Origin of the sequence: Pantoea eucrina (assembly GCF_020079945.1) — a bacterium.
Classification (GTDB): domain Bacteria; phylum Pseudomonadota; class Gammaproteobacteria; order Enterobacterales; family Enterobacteriaceae; genus Pantoea; species Pantoea eucrina.
Map to the genome: position 1 here is coordinate 2,343,376 of NZ_CP083448.1, position 18,627 is coordinate 2,362,002.

At 50.6% G+C, this 18,627-nt stretch carries 37 protein-coding genes; 17 read left to right on the forward strand and 20 right to left on the reverse strand.

The window, feature by feature from the left end; genetic code table 11:
• Window positions 1-191: 191 nt before the first annotated feature.
• The 18 genes from LAC65_RS11075 to LAC65_RS11160 all read right to left on the reverse strand — a co-directional run bounded on the left by LAC65_RS11075 (window position 192) and on the right by LAC65_RS11160 (window position 8,108).
• Window positions 192-959, reverse strand: coding sequence for an antitermination protein (locus tag LAC65_RS11075; RefSeq protein ID WP_224144748.1), 768 nt, complete (start codon window positions 957-959; stop codon window positions 192-194).
• The gene (locus tag LAC65_RS11080) at window positions 959-1,366 is read right to left on the reverse strand and encodes a hypothetical protein (RefSeq protein WP_224144749.1); all 408 of its coding nucleotides are present in this window, start codon (window positions 1,364-1,366) and stop codon (window positions 959-961) included. The genes LAC65_RS11075 and LAC65_RS11080 overlap by 1 nt, the downstream gene beginning before the upstream one ends.
• A complete protein-coding gene (locus tag LAC65_RS18290; RefSeq protein WP_224144750.1) occupies window positions 1,335-1,559 on the reverse strand; it encodes a YlcG family protein in 225 nt (74 codons plus the stop codon). Before LAC65_RS18290 ends, LAC65_RS11080 begins: the two co-directional genes overlap by 32 nt.
• Complete coding sequence (locus LAC65_RS11090; protein WP_224144751.1) at window positions 1,474-1,842, reverse strand: RusA family crossover junction endodeoxyribonuclease; 369 nt, start codon at window positions 1,840-1,842, stop codon at window positions 1,474-1,476. Before LAC65_RS11090 ends, LAC65_RS18290 begins: the two co-directional genes overlap by 86 nt.
• Entirely contained in the window at window positions 1,839-2,129 is a 291-nt protein-coding gene (locus LAC65_RS11095) for a DUF1364 domain-containing protein (protein WP_039379280.1), read from the reverse strand. Before LAC65_RS11095 ends, LAC65_RS11090 begins: the two co-directional genes overlap by 4 nt.
• The gene (locus LAC65_RS11100; RefSeq protein ID WP_224144752.1) at window positions 2,122-2,241 is read right to left on the reverse strand and encodes a protein NinF; all 120 of its coding nucleotides are present in this window, start codon (window positions 2,239-2,241) and stop codon (window positions 2,122-2,124) included. The genes LAC65_RS11095 and LAC65_RS11100 overlap by 8 nt, the downstream gene beginning before the upstream one ends.
• The gene (locus LAC65_RS11105; RefSeq protein WP_224144753.1) at window positions 2,234-2,599 is read right to left on the reverse strand and encodes a phage protein NinX family protein; all 366 of its coding nucleotides are present in this window, start codon (window positions 2,597-2,599) and stop codon (window positions 2,234-2,236) included. The genes LAC65_RS11100 and LAC65_RS11105 overlap by 8 nt, the downstream gene beginning before the upstream one ends.
• Complete coding sequence (locus LAC65_RS11110) at window positions 2,599-2,874, reverse strand: hypothetical protein (protein WP_224144754.1); 276 nt, start codon at window positions 2,872-2,874, stop codon at window positions 2,599-2,601. Before LAC65_RS11110 ends, LAC65_RS11105 begins: the two co-directional genes overlap by 1 nt.
• A 73-nt stretch (window positions 2,875-2,947) precedes the next feature.
• On the reverse strand, window positions 2,948-3,397 hold the full coding sequence (locus LAC65_RS11115) for a recombination protein NinB (RefSeq protein WP_224144755.1): 450 nt from the start codon (window positions 3,395-3,397) through the stop codon (window positions 2,948-2,950).
• Between the two features lie 2 nt (window positions 3,398-3,399).
• The gene (locus LAC65_RS11120) at window positions 3,400-3,579 is read right to left on the reverse strand and encodes a hypothetical protein (protein ID WP_224144756.1); all 180 of its coding nucleotides are present in this window, start codon (window positions 3,577-3,579) and stop codon (window positions 3,400-3,402) included.
• Entirely contained in the window at window positions 3,576-3,884 is a 309-nt protein-coding gene (locus tag LAC65_RS11125) for a hypothetical protein (protein ID WP_224144757.1), read from the reverse strand. The genes LAC65_RS11120 and LAC65_RS11125 overlap by 4 nt, the downstream gene beginning before the upstream one ends.
• The gene (locus tag LAC65_RS11130) at window positions 3,881-4,222 is read right to left on the reverse strand and encodes a hypothetical protein (RefSeq protein ID WP_224144758.1); all 342 of its coding nucleotides are present in this window, start codon (window positions 4,220-4,222) and stop codon (window positions 3,881-3,883) included. The genes LAC65_RS11125 and LAC65_RS11130 overlap by 4 nt, the downstream gene beginning before the upstream one ends.
• Window positions 4,219-4,470: a hypothetical protein gene (locus LAC65_RS11135; RefSeq protein ID WP_224144759.1), complete on the reverse strand. Its 252-nt coding sequence runs from the start codon at window positions 4,468-4,470 to the stop codon at window positions 4,219-4,221. The genes LAC65_RS11130 and LAC65_RS11135 overlap by 4 nt, the downstream gene beginning before the upstream one ends.
• The gene (locus LAC65_RS11140; protein ID WP_224144760.1) at window positions 4,467-6,350 is read right to left on the reverse strand and encodes a toprim domain-containing protein; all 1,884 of its coding nucleotides are present in this window, start codon (window positions 6,348-6,350) and stop codon (window positions 4,467-4,469) included. The genes LAC65_RS11135 and LAC65_RS11140 overlap by 4 nt, the downstream gene beginning before the upstream one ends.
• A 108-nt stretch (window positions 6,351-6,458) precedes the next feature.
• On the reverse strand, window positions 6,459-7,331 hold the full coding sequence (locus LAC65_RS11145; protein ID WP_224144761.1) for a replication protein: 873 nt from the start codon (window positions 7,329-7,331) through the stop codon (window positions 6,459-6,461).
• Window positions 7,324-7,467, reverse strand: coding sequence for a hypothetical protein (locus LAC65_RS11150; protein ID WP_200889498.1), 144 nt, complete (start codon window positions 7,465-7,467; stop codon window positions 7,324-7,326). Before LAC65_RS11150 ends, LAC65_RS11145 begins: the two co-directional genes overlap by 8 nt.
• A 37-nt stretch (window positions 7,468-7,504) precedes the next feature.
• On the reverse strand, window positions 7,505-7,807 hold the full coding sequence (locus LAC65_RS11155; RefSeq protein ID WP_224144762.1) for a CII family transcriptional regulator: 303 nt from the start codon (window positions 7,805-7,807) through the stop codon (window positions 7,505-7,507).
• Window positions 7,808-7,919: 112 nt separating this feature from the next.
• Window positions 7,920-8,108 (reverse strand): Cro/CI family transcriptional regulator, encoded by a 189-nt coding sequence (locus LAC65_RS11160; protein ID WP_078805206.1) that lies wholly within the window; start codon window positions 8,106-8,108, stop codon window positions 7,920-7,922.
• Window positions 8,109-8,213: 105 nt separating this feature from the next.
• On the opposite strand from LAC65_RS11160, the gene LAC65_RS11165 reads away from it, so the two are divergent.
• The 4 genes from LAC65_RS11165 (at window position 8,214) to LAC65_RS11180 (ending at window position 10,923) form a co-directional block, all read left to right on the forward strand.
• Entirely contained in the window at window positions 8,214-8,924 is a 711-nt protein-coding gene (locus LAC65_RS11165) for a LexA family protein (RefSeq protein ID WP_224144763.1), read from the forward strand.
• A gap of 122 nt (window positions 8,925-9,046) precedes the next feature.
• Window positions 9,047-10,075, forward strand: a complete 1,029-nt coding sequence (locus LAC65_RS11170) for a hypothetical protein (protein ID WP_224144764.1) — start codon at window positions 9,047-9,049, stop codon at window positions 10,073-10,075.
• Window positions 10,076-10,430: 355 nt separating this feature from the next.
• Window positions 10,431-10,706 (forward strand): transcriptional antitermination N peptide, encoded by a 276-nt coding sequence (locus LAC65_RS11175; RefSeq protein WP_224144765.1) that lies wholly within the window; start codon window positions 10,431-10,433, stop codon window positions 10,704-10,706.
• A 7-nt stretch (window positions 10,707-10,713) separates the two neighbouring features.
• Window positions 10,714-10,923 (forward strand): hypothetical protein, encoded by a 210-nt coding sequence (locus LAC65_RS11180; RefSeq protein WP_224144766.1) that lies wholly within the window; start codon window positions 10,714-10,716, stop codon window positions 10,921-10,923.
• On the opposite strand, the gene LAC65_RS11185 is transcribed toward LAC65_RS11180, so the two are convergent.
• Window positions 10,918-11,121 carry a hypothetical protein gene (locus LAC65_RS11185; protein WP_224144767.1) on the reverse strand — a complete coding sequence of 68 codons (204 nt, stop codon included), beginning with the start codon at window positions 11,119-11,121 and terminating at the stop codon, window positions 10,918-10,920. The genes LAC65_RS11180 and LAC65_RS11185 overlap by 6 nt on opposite strands.
• A 233-nt stretch (window positions 11,122-11,354) precedes the next feature.
• Between LAC65_RS11185 and LAC65_RS11190 the strand changes: the two genes are divergently transcribed.
• The 13 genes from LAC65_RS11190 (at window position 11,355) to LAC65_RS11250 (ending at window position 16,611) form a co-directional block, all read left to right on the forward strand.
• Complete coding sequence (locus LAC65_RS11190; RefSeq protein WP_224144768.1) at window positions 11,355-11,516, forward strand: hypothetical protein; 162 nt, start codon at window positions 11,355-11,357, stop codon at window positions 11,514-11,516.
• An 18-nt stretch (window positions 11,517-11,534) separates the two neighbouring features.
• Window positions 11,535-11,840, forward strand: coding sequence for a hypothetical protein (locus LAC65_RS11195; protein ID WP_224144769.1), 306 nt, complete (start codon window positions 11,535-11,537; stop codon window positions 11,838-11,840).
• Window positions 11,841-11,989: 149 nt separating this feature from the next.
• Complete coding sequence (locus LAC65_RS18295; RefSeq protein WP_224144770.1) at window positions 11,990-12,127, forward strand: protease FtsH-inhibitory lysogeny factor CIII; 138 nt, start codon at window positions 11,990-11,992, stop codon at window positions 12,125-12,127.
• Window positions 12,124-12,321, forward strand: coding sequence for a DUF5444 family protein (locus LAC65_RS11205; RefSeq protein ID WP_224144771.1), 198 nt, complete (start codon window positions 12,124-12,126; stop codon window positions 12,319-12,321). The genes LAC65_RS18295 and LAC65_RS11205 overlap by 4 nt, the downstream gene beginning before the upstream one ends.
• Window positions 12,311-12,466, forward strand: coding sequence for a hypothetical protein (locus LAC65_RS11210; RefSeq protein ID WP_224144772.1), 156 nt, complete (start codon window positions 12,311-12,313; stop codon window positions 12,464-12,466). Before LAC65_RS11205 ends, LAC65_RS11210 begins: the two co-directional genes overlap by 11 nt.
• A 14-nt stretch (window positions 12,467-12,480) precedes the next feature.
• The gene (locus LAC65_RS11215; RefSeq protein WP_224144773.1) at window positions 12,481-13,356 is read left to right on the forward strand and encodes an ATP-binding protein; all 876 of its coding nucleotides are present in this window, start codon (window positions 12,481-12,483) and stop codon (window positions 13,354-13,356) included.
• Window positions 13,356-13,817, forward strand: coding sequence for a single-stranded DNA-binding protein (gene ssb, locus LAC65_RS11220; RefSeq protein ID WP_224144774.1), 462 nt, complete (start codon window positions 13,356-13,358; stop codon window positions 13,815-13,817). The genes LAC65_RS11215 and ssb overlap by 1 nt, the downstream gene beginning before the upstream one ends.
• 25 nt (window positions 13,818-13,842) lie before the next feature.
• The gene (locus LAC65_RS11225; protein ID WP_224144775.1) at window positions 13,843-14,163 is read left to right on the forward strand and encodes a hypothetical protein; all 321 of its coding nucleotides are present in this window, start codon (window positions 13,843-13,845) and stop codon (window positions 14,161-14,163) included.
• A 41-nt stretch (window positions 14,164-14,204) separates the two neighbouring features.
• Window positions 14,205-14,822 carry a hypothetical protein gene (locus tag LAC65_RS11230; RefSeq protein WP_224144776.1) on the forward strand — a complete coding sequence of 206 codons (618 nt, stop codon included), beginning with the start codon at window positions 14,205-14,207 and terminating at the stop codon, window positions 14,820-14,822.
• On the forward strand, window positions 14,819-15,082 hold the full coding sequence (locus LAC65_RS11235) for a hypothetical protein (protein ID WP_224144777.1): 264 nt from the start codon (window positions 14,819-14,821) through the stop codon (window positions 15,080-15,082). Before LAC65_RS11230 ends, LAC65_RS11235 begins: the two co-directional genes overlap by 4 nt.
• A 437-nt stretch (window positions 15,083-15,519) precedes the next feature.
• Entirely contained in the window at window positions 15,520-15,762 is a 243-nt protein-coding gene (locus LAC65_RS11240) for a hypothetical protein (protein WP_224144778.1), read from the forward strand.
• 38 nt (window positions 15,763-15,800) lie between these two features.
• Window positions 15,801-16,073 carry a DUF5405 family protein gene (locus tag LAC65_RS11245; protein ID WP_224144779.1) on the forward strand — a complete coding sequence of 91 codons (273 nt, stop codon included), beginning with the start codon at window positions 15,801-15,803 and terminating at the stop codon, window positions 16,071-16,073.
• Window positions 16,074-16,416: 343 nt separating this feature from the next.
• Entirely contained in the window at window positions 16,417-16,611 is a 195-nt protein-coding gene (locus LAC65_RS11250) for a helix-turn-helix transcriptional regulator (protein WP_039379359.1), read from the forward strand.
• A 65-nt stretch (window positions 16,612-16,676) separates the two neighbouring features.
• On the opposite strand, the gene LAC65_RS11255 is transcribed toward LAC65_RS11250, so the two are convergent.
• The gene (locus LAC65_RS11255) at window positions 16,677-18,524 is read right to left on the reverse strand and encodes a 3'-5' exonuclease (protein WP_420852408.1); all 1,848 of its coding nucleotides are present in this window, start codon (window positions 18,522-18,524) and stop codon (window positions 16,677-16,679) included.
• Window positions 18,525-18,627: the final 103 nt, after the last annotated feature.

The following is an 18,627-nucleotide window of genomic DNA, read 5'->3' on the forward strand; positions in this document are numbered from 1 at the left end:
GGGTGCAGAAATGCAAAAAGCCCTCGCAGATGGTGAGTCCGGAGGGCTTTCTAATTATCACAGAGTGATGGAACTTGTATTTTTCATCGCACTTAACAACAGCGCGCAACTTCAACTGTTGGGAATCATAACCCTGTATTCCTGAAAAGTAAATAGCTCACGATAAAATAATGAGCTATTAGATTGAACATTTATCCGGTCACTTTATTGAGTGATGCATTCGCCCATGACTCTTCCGCTTCAATTTTCACAATCAGCTGATCGTAGAATGGCTTTCCACTTCGATCCCAGGTAGCAAGACTGATGGATTCAGTGACCTCACTGATTGCACGAAAAGCTTCCGCAGCGGGAATTCTTTCATATCCGCGCCCGTTACATTGCCGACAGTCCCGGTATACTGGTACGCCCTGCAGTTCGGTCTGCTTGCGGTCTATCGCCTTACAGCGCCCGTTGCAGTCGCGGCAGGATGATGTAAGCACCCCCTTCCCTTTGCACGACTTGCAAAGCACGCGTACGGTCTCTTTGACGTTCCTAACCTCGCCGCCGGACAGTGGCGATTTCATGGAGAACACCTCGGCTTCGATAAACCCTTTCGCACCGCAGCAATCGCAGGCCTTCACGCTGGCGGCGCTGCGGCAGTAATCCATGTAGGCATAAGTTGCGAGTGTTTGCATAACGGCTGGTTTAATATCAGCGTCGAGTTTGCGAAAGGCTGGAACCCTGTCGCAGGTTTGAAGTGCATATTCAGTTAACAGGGATACGGCGCGTGCGGCGTCGTTCTCACTTACTCCCACCTTTCCCATGAAAGCGCTGTAACCCAGTGGAGCACGACTCTGCGTCATTCCCATAGCAGCGATATAGTCAGTGCCGGTAAGCGTGTCAGGCGACGTCTGCGGCGCGGTGCCGCTGAAGTTCTGTCCTTTCGGAAAATGAAATTTTACTGTGGCTTCTAAGCTCATTACCAAACCTCCGAGATATCCAGATCTTTCCCTGTACGGCGATAAACTTCATGCCGCTTCATTTGTGCAAAGTGCATACACTCCCTGCAGGCATCAAACATGGCATTAGGGTTCGTTTCGATGCTCTTGATGGCTTTGGAGCTCCTGACGGTGTATGTGCCGCACACGCAGCGAACAACCCATTTACCCTTTTCTTCTGCCATGAGGCCTATAACTTTCAACCTTCCTTTTTGCCAGCCAGTCAGGTCGATAAAGCTGGGAGCATTGGGCAAAAGGTGCCGGGGTATCATCTTCGGCGGCCCAATAAACTCAGGCGTCTGGATTTTGCAGTTCATTTCATAGTGAACGCCTTTGGATACGACCAACGCCGCTGTTTTATTGACTGGCGATAACGCTGCTACTGGCATGCTTAACCCCCATGATTTTGGCTGTGTGCTTGATGATCCGATAATCGACCGGGAAGGTATTGCGTGTGCGGTACATACGCAGGTGTAACCATTTCTGTTTGAGGTATTCAGTCATGCTGTTGCTCCAGCTCTGTGATAACCACTTCCAGCCTGCCGCCTTTAACCACTTCGCAGCGAACCATGCGCACGTCATCTATCAGGCTGTCGTCAGCTATGACGCCTGCATGGGTGAGTGAGTCGAGGGGTGCTTTGAACAGGTTGTCGAGGTCACGCCGGGCGCGTGTAGGTGGATATGCGAAGATTTTTACTTTGAGCCTGCCGGCCAGTTGGTATTGCTGATTTGCTTCGGTGATTTGCTGAGTTACTGCTGAGGTATATTCTCTTCCTTTTTTGCTTTTTATCTTTCTGCCGCGGAACACTGAGAAGAGGTGATTGTTCCCCGGCGGCCAGGGTAGCGTTATTCGATATTCATTCACCGTTTCACCTTCCCCTCTCTGAGCAAAGCATCCTGTGTGCGAATGACGCCCTCCAGGTGCGCTATACGCGCTTCAGTCACATCACAGCGTCTTGTGCGCCTGTCTATCTCGTCATGGCACCCTGAGCAGGCCCATGCGCCAAAAAGGTCATCTGGCTTCATTCCTGTGCCGCATATCCCTACCATCCGGTAATGCGCGAGTACGACTGTTTCAGGATTGCCGTTACATATGCCCGGCAGTCTGACCTGGCATTCCCTGCCCCGCGCCTCTTTGCGTAAGTTAGCCATCGCTATCCTCCATTGCTCCGTTAGGATCGGACTCTATGAAGAACTCATCGAGGCAGATGGCGCAGCAGTACACCTCATCAGGCTTGAGTGGTTCGCCGCAGTTGTCACACATTGCTGGCCTCCTGCATCATCAGGAATACAATCATCGCGGCGCGGAGTGGTGTCGTGTCGTTATGAAAGGCCCCCGTCGATTGGACACGCCAATTGCTTTTTATTTGAGGGTTACCCAAAGCAAACCATGTGCCGTCACTTTCAGGAATCATTGCGATTTTATTTGCTTCAATAATCGGCCCGGCATCAGCCCATGAGTTGCAGAAGTCCATGCAACCGATAACACCATTACCTTTAACGGTTACTTTTCTTCCCATCAGTCCATTGGTAAAGCTTCCGTCACCGTAATAACACGAGTGACCCTCTGCTATTGCTACCGCCTTGTTAATTTCAAAGTCGGTCATTTCGCTGTAATTCATCATCTGCTCCAGATTGGTTGCTCATATTGGCGGCTGGGCTTCGGTTCGTACCGGCTTTCAGGAAGCAGCGCCGATACCGTCCAGAACTTCGGGTCGAATGCCAGCGTCTTTTTGGCCTGAACCTGCCGGGCGGCATATTGCGACAGCAGGCTGTCTGCCGTGATGGAGTCCATAGGCTCCGGGTGAGTAAACCAGGTAGTTTTCATCGCGCCCTCTTCGCAAGGTTTTGGCACGTTCCGGAAGATAGCCCGGTTCTTTTGCTGATAATGGACCATGCCAGCCCCTGACTGCGGAGATAGGCGATGCGGTTACAGAATTCCTGTGCGTGAGAAAAGTGTCTGCCATGTTTCATGATTGACTCCCGTACATTTGGGCCCATTCGATTTCACGCCGGGCTTCGTCGCTGAATTTCACGTTCTGCTCTGTGCCAAACCAGTAAATCGCCTCTATGACCTCGACCATTTCGCTTACCCGCATCTTGCTTGTCCGGGAACCGAACATGACGACGCCGCCGCCGATACCGGGCGCGGTGCGCTGCTGTTCGTTTTTGGATTTCGCAACGAGTGCGGTGATAAGGTCTTTCCAGTCGTCAGGGCTGTACTTCTGCCCGTACCATTCAACCTGCCGGGACAGGTCGTGCAAAAGCGGCCACATACGGCGGTTTTGGTCCGCACTGCGCTTGCGCTCCTGGATGACTATTTCGACTGGTTTGTTATTATCAGTGGGGAGTTGCTGGATGGCGGTAATGCAGTTCTGTCTGATGCTGTTGTCTCTCAGTAGATAACGTTGCGTTTCCACTGCTACCTCCCTTCAAGTGTCTCCACGTAGTCATAGAGGTTGTCTGCTGCTGCACTGAGAAGCAGATCGATTGATTGAGTGTTGTGGCCGCCCTCGCGGATCATCTTCAGTGCGGTTAGGATGGCTGAGCGGGAGTCTTTAACAGGCTGATGCTTTGGTCTGAGGGGGATTACGTTGTTCATGGCTTCTCCTCGACCATTCTTATCGACATAACGCCGCTAAGGTCGATAGTGCTCACGTCTGCCTGCATTCGGTACATTGCCAGGTGCTTTCCGTTCACACTGGCAATCTCATGCAGGGTGGCAAGGGCGAGATTTGCTGCGTCGGATATATCACCTTCACCTGCATCGTAATGCTCATCAAAGAGCGTGATGCCGAACCTGCCATTCATTGAGCTAATCTGGCAGTCGAAGCTTCCCTTAAAACTGATTTCGTCAGCTGCTCCCTGCACTGCTGAAATGTAATATGAGTCGCCTTTTACGCTCATCCTTCCCTCCCATCATTCTCAATCACCTGATAGGCGATGATGTCCACCGGGGAATTGGTGTGATTCCAGTAATAGTGCCCAGCAGTATCTGGCTCTTTTTCTTTTCCTTTGCGATAACGAACGCATACCATAACGTCAGGTTTCACTGGCGGCCTTCCCCCACCCCACTCAATCCAGCCATCATTGCCCTTCTCCTGCTTTTCCAGCATGGGCAGTGCAATCTCTAATGCCTGCAGATAAAGCTCTTCACGCAGGCTCAGGCCAATTTTTGGCGATGCCTGGTGCTCGCGCAGATGACCGATATCACGGCGTGCTACTTCAGCGGTTAGCTTGTTCATTTGGTGGCTCCTTTTGCTTCTGGTGGCAGGCTTTCGCAGTAAGCCATGATGCCGAAGTGCGTAATGACATAACCCTTGAAAGCGATGCCTCTGTCTGTGAATTCGATGTATTCCAGATAGCCATCATCAGCCAGTTTCTGTGCCACCTTCGAGCTGGTCTGGATTATTGGGTAAGGCGTCTCTCTCAGTGCATGGTCTATCTCTGCTCCCCACGCACGCTCAAGGATATCCAGTTGCTTTTTGTTCATGCATACTCCGTAACGTTTTCACTCGCCCATGCCTGGTCATATTCGTCTGAGGGCATGTTGGCGATGTAGTTGTAAGGTGTGGCGCCCTCCATCATCAGGAACTGGTGCGACTGTTCGTGCAGGTAAAGCGGGATCCCACCTTCCCAGCCCTCTCCGTTTCGCTGCTTCTCAAGCATTAGCACAGACGCTGGCGATGACAGCGCGGCCTGCTCTTTGTCACTGAGATGCTCTCCTGCGTGCTGCTTCTGCAGGGCCCTCTCCCTGACCTTATTGCGCCAGATGATGAACAGGTTATCGGTCAGGTCGGTGATGGCACTGGTACCCTTGACGTCCATCTTTCCGGTAGGCTTCTCTTCGCTTTCTGCCTTGCGGCTGTGAGTAACCATGATGACGTGGCTGTTGGTGCGGTTTTTGAAGTCGCAGATTGCGTCAACAAATGCTTTCTGGCTGTTGTAATCGTCCTCGCCAATGCCGCATTTCATCAAACTGTCGATGATGAACAGCTGGATACCGTACCGGCGATTTGCATACTCAAATATCTCCAGAAGCCTGTCTGCTTTCGCCGTACCCGTCAGACCGAAAAGCCAGAGCCGGTCGTCGTAGAAATTGAAAGCTGCTTCTATTTCCAGTGCTGGCGGCAGCTTCAGGCAGGTTGCCTGCCGGGTGAGCCGCTTCAGTAAGCCGCCGGGTTTAAGCTCCAGAGATGCCACACACGCCCGGACTCCCTGCCTCATAGCCTCAAGAACCATGTGACCAACCACTTCGGTTTTACCGTGCCCGTTCACCCCATTCACTATGGTCAGCTCTGCGTCTCTGAAAGCAAAGTTGTGGTTCAGCATTTCCCACGGGCTGCGAAACATACATTGCTCTTTGCCGTAGAAAGCGTTGATGGTGTCCTGGTAAAACTCGCGGGCACTGTAAAGCTCCTCCGGATCGAAGTAAGCAGCACGTTCAAGAACATCAATCACCTGGTCGCTGGTCATGCCTGCCTGCAGGCACTCGTTGATATCCTTGTGAGGTAGGTTAACCAGCCGGCAGCGGTGCTCCCCAAGCCGGGATGCGATTTCTTTTGCGGCAGCCTGGCCTACTTCGTCTGAGTCCATGGAAATCCAGATTTCGTCGAAGCGGTCAAGGTTGTGATACTCAAACTCTATCCACTGCTGCTTGGCACCTTTGCCACCGCCAAACGGGACGGACAGCGCCGGCAGTCCGTACTGGTGATAGGTCATGCAGTCGATCTCACCTTCGCAAAGCACAACAATCCGGATGTTTTTTGGCATTGCCTGCCAGCCGAACAAGCACGGCTCACAGTCTCCCTCAGCCATAATTGCCTTTTTTCCGCCTGGCCGTTCGGTACTGATGCGCTTCACCTGCAACAGCTCACCATCACGCTTGTAAGGGAACGCCAGCGCGTCAAGCTCGCGCTCACCGTTCCAGACCTTTGCAGCAGCAACCTCGAATGTCTTTGCTGTCTCAGCGGTGATGCCTCGGGTAGCGAGGTACTCTATGTGCTTTTCAGTTTTGGTGAGGTACTTACTGACTTTTTTCCGGTCGGGGCGGGAAAATTTTTTCTGCTGCTTCGATGCAAAGTGATGGTCGTTATCTTTGATTCCGAGAAACTCTTTCGCTTCGGTCATTGCCTGATGCAGGCTGCAGTCCTTCACGCCGACCCATAAATCCAGCAAATCACCCCCGATCCCCTCTGCAAAATCTGACCAGACTTTTTTACCTGCGAGGTTTATTTTCAGAGACTTACCTGACTCACCATGCAGGGATCCGGCTACCCACTCGTGCGATTCTTTTTTGCCGTTCGGCAACAGGTATTTCGCTACCCTGTCAACATGGTTCCAGAGCATGTCGCTCAGTTCAGATGGTGTCATGATTCCCTCAGATGCAGTGTTTCAAACCAGTACCGCACAAAACCATCGCTCAGCAGACCGTGGTTATATCCGGCAATCAGCAGCGTTTTAATTCGTGGTTTCATGCAGTCACCTGTCGATAAACACGTAGCCGGATTTGGATGCCGTTACCGGTGAACGGTGTGCACCCGACACTGGCTGTGCTGCTGATGGCTTGTCATCCTGCCAGCGCTGACCGTTCAGGTACGTAGCCGGAAGCAGGCGATCAAAACCGAACTGACAACCGGCTATGCGGGCTGCGATGTCTTCTGCCAGCATGACTGCAAATTGCTCTGCGGTTCCCTTTGTCACTGACCGCCACTCTTTGAACTGAGTCCGGAAAGCTGATGCAGCGCTTTTCTTGCCGCCCTTGCGCATTCCTGCACACCAGAAAATTGACTCGAAGGCTTGGTCTGTTTCCTGGTTTTTATTTGCAGGCTGAGAGGACTTTTCACACTTCGTCTGAACCTGTTCGGACAAAGTGTTTTTATTGTCTTTCTTGTCTTTTGTAATATTGTCTTTTGTGGTTACCTGATTCGGGTAAGAGCGATTACCTGATTCGGGTAAACATTCCTTACCTGATTCGGGTAAATTTACCTGATTCGGGTTACCTGCTTTTTCCCAGTCTCCAATCGCCTTGTTGATGCCTGTAAGACGACCGTTCTGACTGAGAATTTTGCGCTTAACGAGAGCGCTTTTTGCTGCTGAGCATTTATGCGGCAACATCCCTGTCAGCTTTGACAGCTGCTCATTGCTGATCCAGTCAACCTTCTTGTTGAAGCCGTATGTTTTGCGCATGACGGCCATGAATACCAGAAGCTGGTGCTGGGTTAGTCCTGCAAGCAGGACAGCCTCCAGTAGCTCATTGGCGATGCGCGTAAACCCATCTTCAATTTCTGCCACGCGACGCTCTCTTGCCTCAATATGAGGCTGTAGATCATGAACTTCTGCGAGATTACTCATTTCCCTTCTCCTTCGATTTATGCGTTTCCAGAATCTCCCGCAGCTTCGGCGCAATGGCCGGGTTGCATTTGGTCAGGAAGTCGAGGCGAAGAAGGTTTTTGTGCACGCCAGTATGGCGATAAGACTGCTTTTTCATGTATAATTACTCCGTTGAAATTGCTTACATTTCGATGTTACGCCTCAAAGAATTCGCAGTTCTTTGGGGCGTTTTCTTTTGTCAGTAACTCCTCAATCCTCAGCAGCCTTTTCGCCACTTCAGACTCCGGCGACACCACATCCAGATAGGCCATTGCCAGACTCATCATCTGGAAGAAGCTGTGACGCTGCTTTCCTGACGGGCGTTTCATTCGGCTTACTGCTGCCTCATCCAGACCCATGACTTTTGCCAGTGGGCCCTGCCCTAGCTCAGCCAGTTTGTTCAGAAGCTGGCCTTCAATTTCTCTCGCTTTCTTGCGATAGCTTGTAATTTCAATCATGTAATATTCCTTTCGTTGAAAAACTTGCGTGACTTTGCAGCGAGCTAGTCACTTGGTTTTTGCTCCGGCATTGCGGCGGGAGCGGAGTCAAAGTTTTAAAGAGCGGTGTTGCTTACTTTTTGATGCTGGGGAAAGGCTTTAACTCCTCACCCTTAACAGTTCCATCGGACTGAACGGTTACAAAAATCTGTCGCCCCGTCCGAATGGCCTTGCTGATTGCACATTGGATAACGCCAAAATCTTTAGCGGCTTTCGCCTGCCCATGAATTTTTGCGTAATCCTCAAGTGTCATTCGGTTCATAGGCTCTCTCCTTGAAGATACACAGTAAAGAATACTACAGGTATTCATATAAGTAAATATCATGGGTATTTTGAATGGGATTACTTGCAGTAATAGAATGAGTTGATGGAAAACAAAAAGTCACTGACGACAGAACAGCTTGCAGACGCTGCGCGCCTGAAGGCTTTGTATGAGTCGAAGAAAAAAGAATTAAAAATCACTCAGTACACGATCGCTGACTCTCTGGGAATTTCACAGGGCGCGGTCGGCCATTACATGAATGGACGCATAGCTCTGAATGTACCAGTAGTGACCGAGTTAGCACGGCTGCTGCATGTAACTGTTTCTGAAATCAGCCCAACCTTGGCTAAGGATGTTTCCCGCTACGTAAGCACAGTTGACGCTAATGTCTCCAACCCAAGAGACCACAAGCCGACTGCTCGCTACCCCGTTTTAAGCAAGGTTCAGGCTGGAGCATGGGATGAAGCCTGTGAACCCTATACGATTAAGGATGTCGATATGTGGCTTGAGTCTGACGCACATACGCAAGGAGAAGCTTTCTGGCTGCAGGTTGAAGGCGATTCAATGACAGCCCCTATTGGGCTCAGTATACCAGCAGGAACATTCGTGCTGTTCGATACGGGACGTGAAGCTGTGAATGGGAGTTTAGTTGTGGCAAAACTTACAGAAGACAACGAAGCTACCTTTAAAAAACTCATCATTGATGGCAGCCAAAAGTATTTGAAAGGGCTAAACCCACAGTGGCCCATGGTTCCAGTGAACGGTAACTGTAAGGTGCTGGGTGTGGCGATCGAGACGAAGATGCGCCTTGTCTAAGTCTTATTTAGTCACTTAATTTTTATTAAGCCATTGAATTTATTCATTAATAAATATTTAAATCGCGAAAACTGCAAAAGACAGTGCCGCTTTACGTTTCCCAGGGACGATAAGGAACAATCATGACTACAGCTGATACACTCATAATTAGCAGTGAAAAAGATTTCAACGCATTTATCTCAAAAATGCTTAAGAGAGAAGATCTTGACTCTGACGAATTCTCATTTCCAGAGATTGAGTTCAAGGGCTGGCCTACAATCAGCATTAATGTAAAAGGCGATAAAAATCGCTACAATTCCTCTGTAACAGCATCAATGCTGTTCGGAATGGCCGAGCTGACCAATGAGATACAAAAAGCCTTTACTGTCATCAGGCATGACACCCACAACAGGCAAAGGCTGACTAATGCAGACAAAAATCTTTTAGATATTGTTTACCGCATTAGTGAAGGCTCAAGTCAGGCGGATGGTGAGTCAGATGCTATCGTAAACGGAGCAGTAAGCGTGCTTAAAGAGGCAATTGGTAAAATGACAGGCCGGCAGGCTCTTTGCGCTGTCGTTGCCATTGTTTTAGTCACTGGCACTGTTTCTTGGAAAGTGGCTGATGAGTATTGGGAGACGCAAAGACAGTCCTCAACTGACCAGATTTCACTTGTTCAGGAAACGGCCAAGGCATTAAATGAATCACAAAAGAACGTCTTAGAGGTGCTGAAAACTGGACAGACTCATGTCAGTCGGGAAGTTATGGCCCATGGTGAAGATGGGCGTAACAAGTTCTTAAGGAACATAGCTCAGGATCCAAAAGTGACAACGGTAAAAATGGGTGATGAAGTAATTTCACGAGATCAGTTGAATGTTTACACTCAAAGGCAGCCTGTAGATAGGAAAAAAGAAACAAAAAAAGACACCTTTCAGATAAAAGGGGTCAGCCGCACAGGGCCAACAAATCAGGACATCAGCATTGTTGTCACAAGGGAGTCTAACGGTGAAAGCTTCATCATTAAAACGACTTCGGATATTACATCAACTGATGAATTGAAAGTATTCACCGATGCCGTCGCTCAAGAATCATACTTGAATATCAGTTACTTAGAAGTAACCGAGAACAATCATGTTTCTGCAGGCCAGCTCATAAACGTCGTACCTGACTGAAAGTTAGCCCTGACTTCTCTGGCCCGCTTCAAGCGGGCTTTTTAATGCGCCTAGAAAAATAAATAACCCATCGAATCAATATCCTACATATTCCCCCATTAAAATAAATACCGAGAGTATTTACTTATTTAAATACTGTAAGTATTCTTACTCCATCAGCACGAAGCACAGCAACAAACGGCAGGAAGCCGGCGCTCTTTAACACTGATGGGGTTTGTCTCCGCAGAGATGCGGGGAACCAAAGAGAAGTTGGCTTTGGGTTGTGCCGGGTAGATGGCCCAAAAGCTTACCGCGAGGAAGTGGGAGCATTGAACCAATCTGGCACAACACCTAAGCCAATTACCGGAGGTACACCATGACAGTAGTCATCACAATTCTGGCCTCTGATAACGCCAGAAATCGCCGCAGAGCACGCCGTGCCGCGCAGCAGGAACAACAGCAAGCCGACACCCGCCTGGCGAGAAAGATTGCCGTAGCGAGCGCCGGATGCAGCTTAAACGTAGCCCGCGCCACATCAGCGCCCAGCCTGCGTGAGAAGCATAAGAGCACAGCGATGTGCTTACCACAGGTAGCCTTATTTCAGGCTGGTCACCGCAAAGTCCGGAAGGACGCAACACACATCATTAAGTGAGGTAGTTATGGCAATTCACATTGAGCAAAGTTGGTCGCAGGAAGAAGGTACGAAAGAATTTAAAAGCGGTAGCGCTGTAATCATGGCCGCTGATGCTGCTCTTGCCGCAGCAAGTAAGCAGCTACATGATGTCACTGTAGATTCCTGGATTCGACAGAAGCTGATAAAGGCGGCACTAGAGGCCGCCTTAGCATCAGTTATAGACAGCCCATCATAATAAAATGCCGGCAGGAGGTGGTATTTCATCGCTGTATTTTTTGTCTACAACTTCCCGGCATTCTGGTAGTAGCTCGGCGATGCGATCAATCAATGCACCAGGCGTATTTGCTGCGGGATCTTTTGCTGCTAGTGCAAGTGCCAAATCATAAGCGACTGATTCCTTCTTCCTGTCACCTTTGAAAATATTAGCTGCCATATAAATTCCTTGTTTTGACTGTGGAAATTGCAGTCTAACCGCTTCCTTTGACTGTGGAAAGCTGAGGAACCACCTCGCCTGATGTGGTTAAAAGCAGGCATTGGTTAACCATGAGGTCGCTTAGGCGGCCTTTTTCATATCTGGAGGCACCATGATAAGCAACGCTGATTACTACTGCGGTTGGTTAGTGTTTATCGTGCTGATGGTGCTGGGGTTTATAGCAGGAGGTTGAGATGAGTGAAGATTTAAAAATTAAGCCAGAAGAGGCCGAAGTGCTCGTGCAGTTTATCGACGATACCGGTATTGAATACCTGGCCGAAAGTTGTGAAGAACGCGGGCTTAGTGTGCAGGACTTGATCGAAAAGTTAGTCCGCATAGCCAATCGTGGCCAGTAACCACTACAGGAGAGAGAGATGAAAGAACTGCGTTTTTATGGTGCCAGCGATGATTTGTTTGAATGCGAAGGCGCCATTCGTGAAGAGATAGGCTGTTTTAATGAAGTCGGCAAGTATCACCTCAAATCAACCAATGGAGAGGTATTCGTCATTGCTCAATATCTTGATAGCGGATTGTGGAGCATAGGGCTGTCGCCAGTTGGTGAGGGCGTGCCAGTGCCTGAATGGCCCTGCAAATATTCAATTTATGAGCATGGCTATAGCACGCTACTGACCATGCTGGTTCCAGACGATACGCAGCTAGTCGAACGGATTGAGAGCTGAGTGACACCGTAAAGCCGCCTGTGTAGACGGCTTTGAGGTGCTACGCACCACCGCCTTAGAGGGCTTCCATAACCAGAACGTTTCACCCCTATGCCCGGCGCAATGCTGGGCTTTTTTTTAACACCAACCAATTTCAACAAGGTATCCCTATGCAACTCGCAATTGCTGGGGCGGCATCGGGCTGCCCCTTTATCACAGAATCACAGCTAGAACGTATCACCCGCCGCATGCGTGCTGCAGCCCGCAGCCTGTTAAACGCCATGAGCCAAAGAGGACACAAACAATGACGATTATCCCGGTAAACGGAACCTTGCTGGTACAGCAGGGCTGCCTGCGGCTTAACAAGCTGTACGAAGAGTCATTCCCTGACACCAAAGACGGCATGAAGTCGGCCTATGAGTGGGCGAGCACAATTTCTCTGGGTTGGCACGACTGCCAGGACAATGACTGGAGCGCAAAGGTGAAAGCAAATGCAGCATGACGATGACGTTTGGGGCGACTTTATGCAGGGCATGCTGGGCGAACTGGCAGACCCGATGACGTATGAGCAGGCAGCGCAGGAAGCGATTGCTGATTTCCGCACGGAGCAACAACAGGATCGCATCAACTGGTGCGCCCATAACTGACACTGAGGTGTGAGATGAAATTTGAAAAAGCCATGAGGAAGAAAGCCAAGCTGCGGCTGGCACTTACCGGGCCAAGTGGTTCAGGAAAGACTTACAGCGCCCTGCTGGTAGCGAAAGGTATCGGCGGACGTATCGCTGTCATCGACACGGAAAAAGGCAGCGCGTCACTCTACTCTGACGTCGCAGAGTTCGACGTTCTGGAGCTCGATCCGCCATTCACGCCGGAGCGTTTCATTGAGGCTATCAGCGCTGCTGAACAGGCCGGTTACGACAGTCTCATCATTGACAGCATCACCCATGAATGGGGAGGCGTTGGCGGTTGTCTGGAGTTGGTAGACACCATTGCCAAAACGAAGTACCGCGGTAATTCATGGTCAGCATGGAGCGAGATTAACCCGCGTCACCGCTCATTCCTGGATGCGATTCTGCGCTCATCAATGCACATCATTGCCACTATGCGCAGCAAGACTGAAACGGCGCAGGTTGAAGAGAACGGGCGCAAGAAGGTTGCGAAACTTGGCATGAAGTCAGAGCAGCGTGACGGAGTCGAATATGAGTTCACTACCGTGCTCGATATCGGGCACGAAACACATCATGCGATCGCCAGCAAGGACAGGACGAAGCTGTTCAGCAATGCCGATCCGGTAGTTCTCAGTGAGCAGACCGGCAAGCAGCTCCTGAATTGGCTTGAGTCGGGCGCGGTAAACCCTGCGGAAGAGTCATTGAAGGTATTCACGGAGTCAGCGGCAGGTGTAAAGAATCTCGAGGGCCTCAAGTCGCTTTTCGAAGAGGCATGGCGCACTCTGCGCGGCACTGAGTATCAGGCTAAGGCCAAAGAGGTTTATGACATCCGCAAAGCGGAACTTGAGCAGAAAAGCGAGGCAGCATAATGGCAAGTCGTGGTGTGAACAAAATGATTTTATTGGGCAATCTCGGGAAGGATCCGGAGGTTCGCTATCAGCCCTCAGGTGGAGCAGTTGCAAATCTGACAGTAGCCACTTCAGAGCAGTGGCGCGACAAGTCAACCGGAGAGAACAAAGAGGCAACCGAGTGGCATCGCGTGGTCATCTTCGGAAAGCTCGCAGAAGTGGCTGGCGAATATCTGCGAAAAGGATCGCAGGTTTACATCGAAGGTCAGCTGCGCACACGGAAGTGGCAGGCGCAGGACGGCTCAGAAAAGTACACCACTGAGATAGTCGTCAACGTTGGCGGAACGCTGCAGATGTTGGGCGGAAAGCAGGAAAGTGGACAGGGGAACCGTACGCAGCAAAATCAGCAGCGCACTGGGAACTCCAGCCCACAGGTGAGTAATGAACCGCCAATGGACTTCGACGAAGAACCCCCATTCTGATTTAACCCACCAATAAGGCCGCACCATGAACCCATCACCGGTATATCCGGCGCATTCGTCACGCCTGAGCGGAGCTGACGAAGAGATTAAGCGTCGCAAACAGGAAGTGCTGAATGGCGTTCTGGCGGCCTTAGCAGCACAGGAAGCAGGCCATGACCATCCGCAGCTGCTGACACCTCAGCGCAGAGAGGATGCTTACCTGGCTGAGCTGAAACGCAGAGAGCATGAGGAGATGGCTAAGCGCCCTCCTCTGCCACAAATCATCGTCACCCGGCCTGTTGTAGAGCGCTGGGGCGACTTCAGAGACACCCGACGCGGCCGGTATGGCGCAACACTGATGGAGTGATGCTGGCCTGTGCCCGGCTGGCATTGCATAAGGGGAAAGATATGAGCGAGAAAATTTACGGTGACCGCGATTTGATGGCGATGGATATCTCAGGTAACCACTACTGTCGGCACGTCGATCACATGACGCGTGAGAGCCTGCACAGCAAATCAGATATTGCTGCAGAGCTTGGCTGGCGTGATATGCAGATAGCAGCCCTGCAGCAAAAGCTGGATGCGGTGCTGGCTGAGAATGTGGTGCTGAAAGAAAGCAGAGAAGTTCTAGCCAAGAATGCTCTTGAAACCTGCAAAGAAGTTTATTGCGCCGGTTATCGGAATACCGCACTTCATGACGGGTTAATGCAAAGCACGGGAAATCGAAACATCTACCCCAACCCGATAAGAGTAATGGTTGATGAAGCTATAAATCAGCTCAAAACCCCAGCCACTGACGCCATCCTGAACGATGTCCGGGCGGAGGCAATACGCGATTTTTGGAATGATTCCCTTGCGGATGTCGGTCATGTGCTGGGAGAGATTGGTGCATACCAGGACGCTTCAGAAGCAGCAGTCATTGTTCATGATGAACTCAGAGAGCGCGTTGAGGATTTCGCCGCCCATCTCCGCGCCGAAACTGACACCACCTCTTCCCAATATGAATCACTGGCAGGTGGCAAATGAAAACGTTTCTGGTGTGGTGCCCTGAGATGGGTTCGGAACGTGAAGATGCGTGTGAAATTAAAGCCATTAATGCCGAATCCGCAGCCCAAGAGTGGGCTGAGGAGGAAGACAGTTATAGTGCTGAGTACAGCATAGTCAGCGGTAGAGAAACCCCTGTCGTGCATGTTGCTGAGCTTAATAAACCAGCTCAGATGTTCGTAGTCAGTGGTGAAGCAGTCCCAGCTTACTACGCCCGCCCAGCACTGGAAGGTGACCAATGAGCACTCGCGGCAAGATGTGGGCTGTTATGTGGGTAGCGTGCGGAATCTTCTGGGCGGGGGTGGCTTATGCAATATGAGATGCCGGCCATCTCTCCGGAACTACAGGCACAGGTGTTGCGATACCTCAAAATGAAGCCGGGAAAGCGTGAGAAACTGCATGAGGTGGAGCGCACACTGATGCAGGCTCTAACAGAGCGCATTACTCTATCCGTACTGACAAGTTGGCCGGAGGCGCCATGCTTATCGGCTTCGTCATCGTAATAGTCTCTGCCCTTCCCGCTCCGGTGTCAGACCGGATATATCCCGATGTTCAGTCATGTGAGCAGGTGAAAGCCCGCCTGCATGAGCGCAGGCCGCTCATTGTGCTTGAGTGCGCTAAAGTTAGAAGGTAAAAAAGAATATAAGGAAACTGATAATCCATTTGAAATGAGGAATACATGAAAAAAGTAGCTTTCTTTGGTGGCCCATTAGATGGACAGAAAATATTTGTATCATTTCAGGAGGATGGCAGGCCGCCACTTATCTATCAATACCGATTAAACGCGAAACAAAAACTGTCTTCCGACGAACAAAATCAAACAAGCCCTGATTTAGAAATTGCTCATTATCTACTAGAGGAAGTCAAATTTAGAGGTAGGCATAGTAGCTATGAATACCACTACCAAGATAAAGGTCGCTGAGGCGGCCTTTTTTATTGCCCAAAATCTGGAGAAATAACATGCAAATCGACATTGGCGAAAAATACGTCCTGACCGCTGACCAGTATCAGTACATCGTTCAGGAGAAGAAGACCGTCAAAGAGGGAAAGAACGCCGGCAGTGAATATCTTTCTCTCGTTGGCTATTACCCCAAGCTTAGCCAGGCGATTACCGGCTTGATTCATCTGGATGTGCAGCTGTCAGATGTTCAGTCGCTGCAGGCAATGGAGCAGCATATCAGCCGAGTGGCTTTGCAGTGTGAAGAGGCATTTAAGGAGAGCGTAAATGTGTGACGAAATTGACGCAGCTGCAGAGCTGGAGATGCTCAATACAGAAATCGCCTTGGCTAACCGGCCTCGACCGGAGCCACGTTCACCAATCTGCCGTAATGGCGATTGCGGGGAACCTTCTCGCGATGGATGCAGTTACTGCAGCTGTGAGTGCAGAGAGGATCATGAAAAGGTTATCTGGGCAGAGAAGAACCGGAGGGCGGCATAGACTGTCGGCAGATACCGCATGATCACCCCACTCGGCCTCATCATCACCATCGCAGCAATCATCGTAATCAAAACTATCTTCAGTTACCTGTGAAGTGACAGCGTCATGTCACAGGTAAACCATCGCCCGGAGGCAACCATGGAAATTCGCGAGGATACGCTCGTTGACCTGAAGTTCATCATGGCCGATACTGGTTTCGGCAAGACCTACATCTACGACCGCATTAAAGACGGCACCCTCTGCCAGCCCATCAAAATCAGTGGACGTTCCCGCTGGAAATATCGTGACCACCTCGAATTCAAAAACAAGCTGATTTCCGGCTGCAATGGGTAAATTGCTGGGTAAAAATTTAACCCAATCTCATAAAAGCTATATGGTGCAACAACTTGAATGACGCGTTAGACGTCTGCAGGGGACGCCACAGACATCTCTCCCTCATCCTGCAGATCCATACCGGCAAATTTCGACAGCTGCTGACTGATGCTATTTTCTTTGTAGCAGGTGACCAGTAACGCCTGGGTTGCGCGCGTAAACGCCACATACAGCGCCGGGATAGCTTCAGACTCATCTTCAGCCCCTTTATGAACAAATGATGCATTGATCACGGCAACGTAAGGGAATTCAAGCCCTTTGCTGCTCTGAAAGGTCAGCAGATGAACCACATCCTCCCGATGCGAATAGCGTTTTTTATCTTCCGTGGTGAAGCTGACGGCGGCGGGGATCGCATGCTGCTGCAGCAGGTCGATGAGTTTGTCTGCTGAAAAATGCGTAGGACAGAGCACAGCCATATCGCCCCAGCGGCCTGCCGCCGCATACTTCTCTCGCAGCCACGCCACAACGCGACGCGCTTCATCTGTTGCAGACTGACACTGTTCGATATCGGGAATGTCGCTGTTCTCTTCGCCGCAGGCTTCCGGCAGCACCAGCGGAAGCTCCTGATTATGGTGCCGGTCAAAGTAGTCGCGTGAAAAAGCGTAGGCAAAATTGAGAATGCGCCGCGGATTGCGATAATTCACCCGAAGAATAGAGGTGCGCCCCTGAGCCTGAATACCCACGCTCGCCAGCGAAAAGTTCAGCGCTTTCTCGCGCCGGTACAGAGACTGGGCGTCGTCGTACATCAGCAGCAGCGAGCGGCGGGTGTTATCAAACAGCCGGGCTATCAGTGAAAGCCAGCGCCGGTCGAAGTCATGTCCTTCATCCACCAGCACCGCATCATACCCCGCATCCCCGACAGTGCCGCTATCAACCGCATTTTCCAGCGCCGCAAAGCAGTTATCATAATAGCGCCCTTCCCCGCTCATCTTCAGCTTAAAGGTCCGGGCTGCCGTCGCGCACCAGTCATGAAAATGATAGACGTGTACTTTATGCGATAGTCCTCTGGCCGCGATGCATTCACGGATATAGTTAGCCAGAATGATATTAAAACAGAGCACCAGCACAGGGCGTGTGGTGGTCTCGGAAAGGTATAAACAGCGGTAGAGTAAAATCAGCGTTTTACCGGAACCGGCTACGCCATGAATAACACGATGCCCTTCGCCGAGATTGCGTGCCAGCACCTCCTGCTGCAGATCCATTACCCGGTAAATATTACTGCGCTTATTTTTTACCGTAATGGCGATCTCCGGAAAAAGATGCCGGCGCAGAATATCCCGCACAGCCGGCGTTATTGCAGGCCTGAAACGGGTGGTAAAGAGTCCGGAAACTTTAGCGCGAAACGCAGAAACAGAGACAGACTCGGTCATTTCATCCTGACAAATCGTCAGCGCCTGTGGAAATATAGATTCAACCACGCCATCGGCTGAGAGTGATGTCAGCTGCTGACGGGTAATATTAGTAAACACCACACCATAAGCCCAGGCGATATTCAGCTTTCCTTTATACAGGCCTGTTTTTTGCTGCAGTTTCGGATCCTGAGATAACAGGTCAACGGTCGCACAGGCATACTCCCTGACCTGCAGCAGCGGATTTTGCGCCTGCGTTTCGCCCTGAGCATGTCTCAGCGTTACCGTCTGCGGGTCCGCATGCTGAAATGTACTTAGCTTCCAGTCTTTGACCTCAAGGAAAATAAGCCCGTTGGCAGGATCGATAATAACAAAATCGGGATGCCTGTACTGGCGCCCGACCGGAATGTCATACCAGATAAGACAATCATCGCCGAGATGCGATTCAAGCCGCTGGGCGACGCGTCGTTCCCCGTGCGTCATTCGCCCTGAACAGAGCGTCAGGGAGGTCATTAATTTCGCCATAAAACAGTATCCACGTATATAAAGTACATCAGCGCAACACCACGATAACATTGCTATTAAAACTTTAGAACACGATGTTATGCCACTTAGCCCTGTGTCTGTT

Excerpts from the sequence above, each read along its gene's own strand:
- LAC65_RS11185 (WP_224144767.1), bottom strand. The coding sequence starts at position 11,121 with ATGGCAGCTAATATTTTCAAAGGTGACAGGAAGAAGGAATCAGTCGCT.
- LAC65_RS11215 (WP_224144773.1), top strand. The coding sequence starts at position 12,481 with ATGAAATTTGAAAAAGCCATGAGGAAGAAAGCCAAGCTGCGGCTGGCA.
- LAC65_RS18295 (WP_224144770.1), top strand. The coding sequence starts at position 11,990 with ATGCAACTCGCAATTGCTGGGGCGGCATCGGGCTGCCCCTTTATCACA.
- LAC65_RS11250 (WP_039379359.1), top strand. The coding sequence starts at position 16,417 with ATGGAAATTCGCGAGGATACGCTCGTTGACCTGAAGTTCATCATGGCC.
- LAC65_RS11160 (WP_078805206.1), bottom strand. The coding sequence starts at position 8,108 with ATGAACCGAATGACACTTGAGGATTACGCAAAAATTCATGGGCAGGCG.
- LAC65_RS11135 (WP_224144759.1), bottom strand. The coding sequence starts at position 4,470 with ATGAACAAAAAGCAACTGGATATCCTTGAGCGTGCGTGGGGAGCAGAG.
- LAC65_RS18290 (WP_224144750.1), bottom strand. The coding sequence starts at position 1,559 with ATGACGTGCGCATGGTTCGCTGCGAAGTGGTTAAAGGCGGCAGGCTGG.
- LAC65_RS11230 (WP_224144776.1), top strand. The coding sequence starts at position 14,205 with ATGAGCGAGAAAATTTACGGTGACCGCGATTTGATGGCGATGGATATC.
- LAC65_RS11095 (WP_039379280.1), bottom strand. The coding sequence starts at position 2,129 with ATGGCTAACTTACGCAAAGAGGCGCGGGGCAGGGAATGCCAGGTCAGA.
- LAC65_RS11225 (WP_224144775.1), top strand. The coding sequence starts at position 13,843 with ATGAACCCATCACCGGTATATCCGGCGCATTCGTCACGCCTGAGCGGA.
- LAC65_RS11170 (WP_224144764.1), top strand. The coding sequence starts at position 9,047 with ATGACTACAGCTGATACACTCATAATTAGCAGTGAAAAAGATTTCAAC.
- LAC65_RS11195 (WP_224144769.1), top strand. The coding sequence starts at position 11,535 with ATGAAAGAACTGCGTTTTTATGGTGCCAGCGATGATTTGTTTGAATGC.
- LAC65_RS11190 (WP_224144768.1), top strand. The coding sequence starts at position 11,355 with ATGAGTGAAGATTTAAAAATTAAGCCAGAAGAGGCCGAAGTGCTCGTG.
- LAC65_RS11080 (WP_224144749.1), bottom strand. The coding sequence starts at position 1,366 with ATGCCAGTAGCAGCGTTATCGCCAGTCAATAAAACAGCGGCGTTGGTC.
- LAC65_RS11150 (WP_200889498.1), bottom strand. The coding sequence starts at position 7,467 with ATGAAAAAGCAGTCTTATCGCCATACTGGCGTGCACAAAAACCTTCTT.
- LAC65_RS11155 (WP_224144762.1), bottom strand. The coding sequence starts at position 7,807 with ATGATTGAAATTACAAGCTATCGCAAGAAAGCGAGAGAAATTGAAGGC.
- LAC65_RS11245 (WP_224144779.1), top strand. The coding sequence starts at position 15,801 with ATGCAAATCGACATTGGCGAAAAATACGTCCTGACCGCTGACCAGTAT.
- LAC65_RS11235 (WP_224144777.1), top strand. The coding sequence starts at position 14,819 with ATGAAAACGTTTCTGGTGTGGTGCCCTGAGATGGGTTCGGAACGTGAA.
- LAC65_RS11075 (WP_224144748.1), bottom strand. The coding sequence starts at position 959 with ATGAGCTTAGAAGCCACAGTAAAATTTCATTTTCCGAAAGGACAGAAC.
- LAC65_RS11130 (WP_224144758.1), bottom strand. The coding sequence starts at position 4,222 with ATGAACAAGCTAACCGCTGAAGTAGCACGCCGTGATATCGGTCATCTG.
- LAC65_RS11110 (WP_224144754.1), bottom strand. The coding sequence starts at position 2,874 with ATGGTCCATTATCAGCAAAAGAACCGGGCTATCTTCCGGAACGTGCCA.
- LAC65_RS11100 (WP_224144752.1), bottom strand. The coding sequence starts at position 2,241 with ATGTGTGACAACTGCGGCGAACCACTCAAGCCTGATGAGGTGTACTGC.
- LAC65_RS11140 (WP_224144760.1), bottom strand. The coding sequence starts at position 6,350 with ATGACACCATCTGAACTGAGCGACATGCTCTGGAACCATGTTGACAGG.
- LAC65_RS11165 (WP_224144763.1), top strand. The coding sequence starts at position 8,214 with ATGGAAAACAAAAAGTCACTGACGACAGAACAGCTTGCAGACGCTGCG.
- LAC65_RS11175 (WP_224144765.1), top strand. The coding sequence starts at position 10,431 with ATGACAGTAGTCATCACAATTCTGGCCTCTGATAACGCCAGAAATCGC.
- ssb (WP_224144774.1), top strand. The coding sequence starts at position 13,356 with ATGGCAAGTCGTGGTGTGAACAAAATGATTTTATTGGGCAATCTCGGG.
- LAC65_RS11180 (WP_224144766.1), top strand. The coding sequence starts at position 10,714 with ATGGCAATTCACATTGAGCAAAGTTGGTCGCAGGAAGAAGGTACGAAA.
- LAC65_RS11105 (WP_224144753.1), bottom strand. The coding sequence starts at position 2,599 with ATGAATTACAGCGAAATGACCGACTTTGAAATTAACAAGGCGGTAGCA.
- LAC65_RS11210 (WP_224144772.1), top strand. The coding sequence starts at position 12,311 with ATGCAGCATGACGATGACGTTTGGGGCGACTTTATGCAGGGCATGCTG.
- LAC65_RS11120 (WP_224144756.1), bottom strand. The coding sequence starts at position 3,579 with ATGAACAACGTAATCCCCCTCAGACCAAAGCATCAGCCTGTTAAAGAC.
- LAC65_RS11125 (WP_224144757.1), bottom strand. The coding sequence starts at position 3,884 with ATGAGCGTAAAAGGCGACTCATATTACATTTCAGCAGTGCAGGGAGCA.
- LAC65_RS11240 (WP_224144778.1), top strand. The coding sequence starts at position 15,520 with ATGAAAAAAGTAGCTTTCTTTGGTGGCCCATTAGATGGACAGAAAATA.
- LAC65_RS11145 (WP_224144761.1), bottom strand. The coding sequence starts at position 7,331 with ATGAGTAATCTCGCAGAAGTTCATGATCTACAGCCTCATATTGAGGCA.
- LAC65_RS11205 (WP_224144771.1), top strand. The coding sequence starts at position 12,124 with ATGACGATTATCCCGGTAAACGGAACCTTGCTGGTACAGCAGGGCTGC.
- LAC65_RS11255 (WP_420852408.1), bottom strand. The coding sequence starts at position 18,524 with ATGGCGAAATTAATGACCTCCCTGACGCTCTGTTCAGGGCGAATGACG.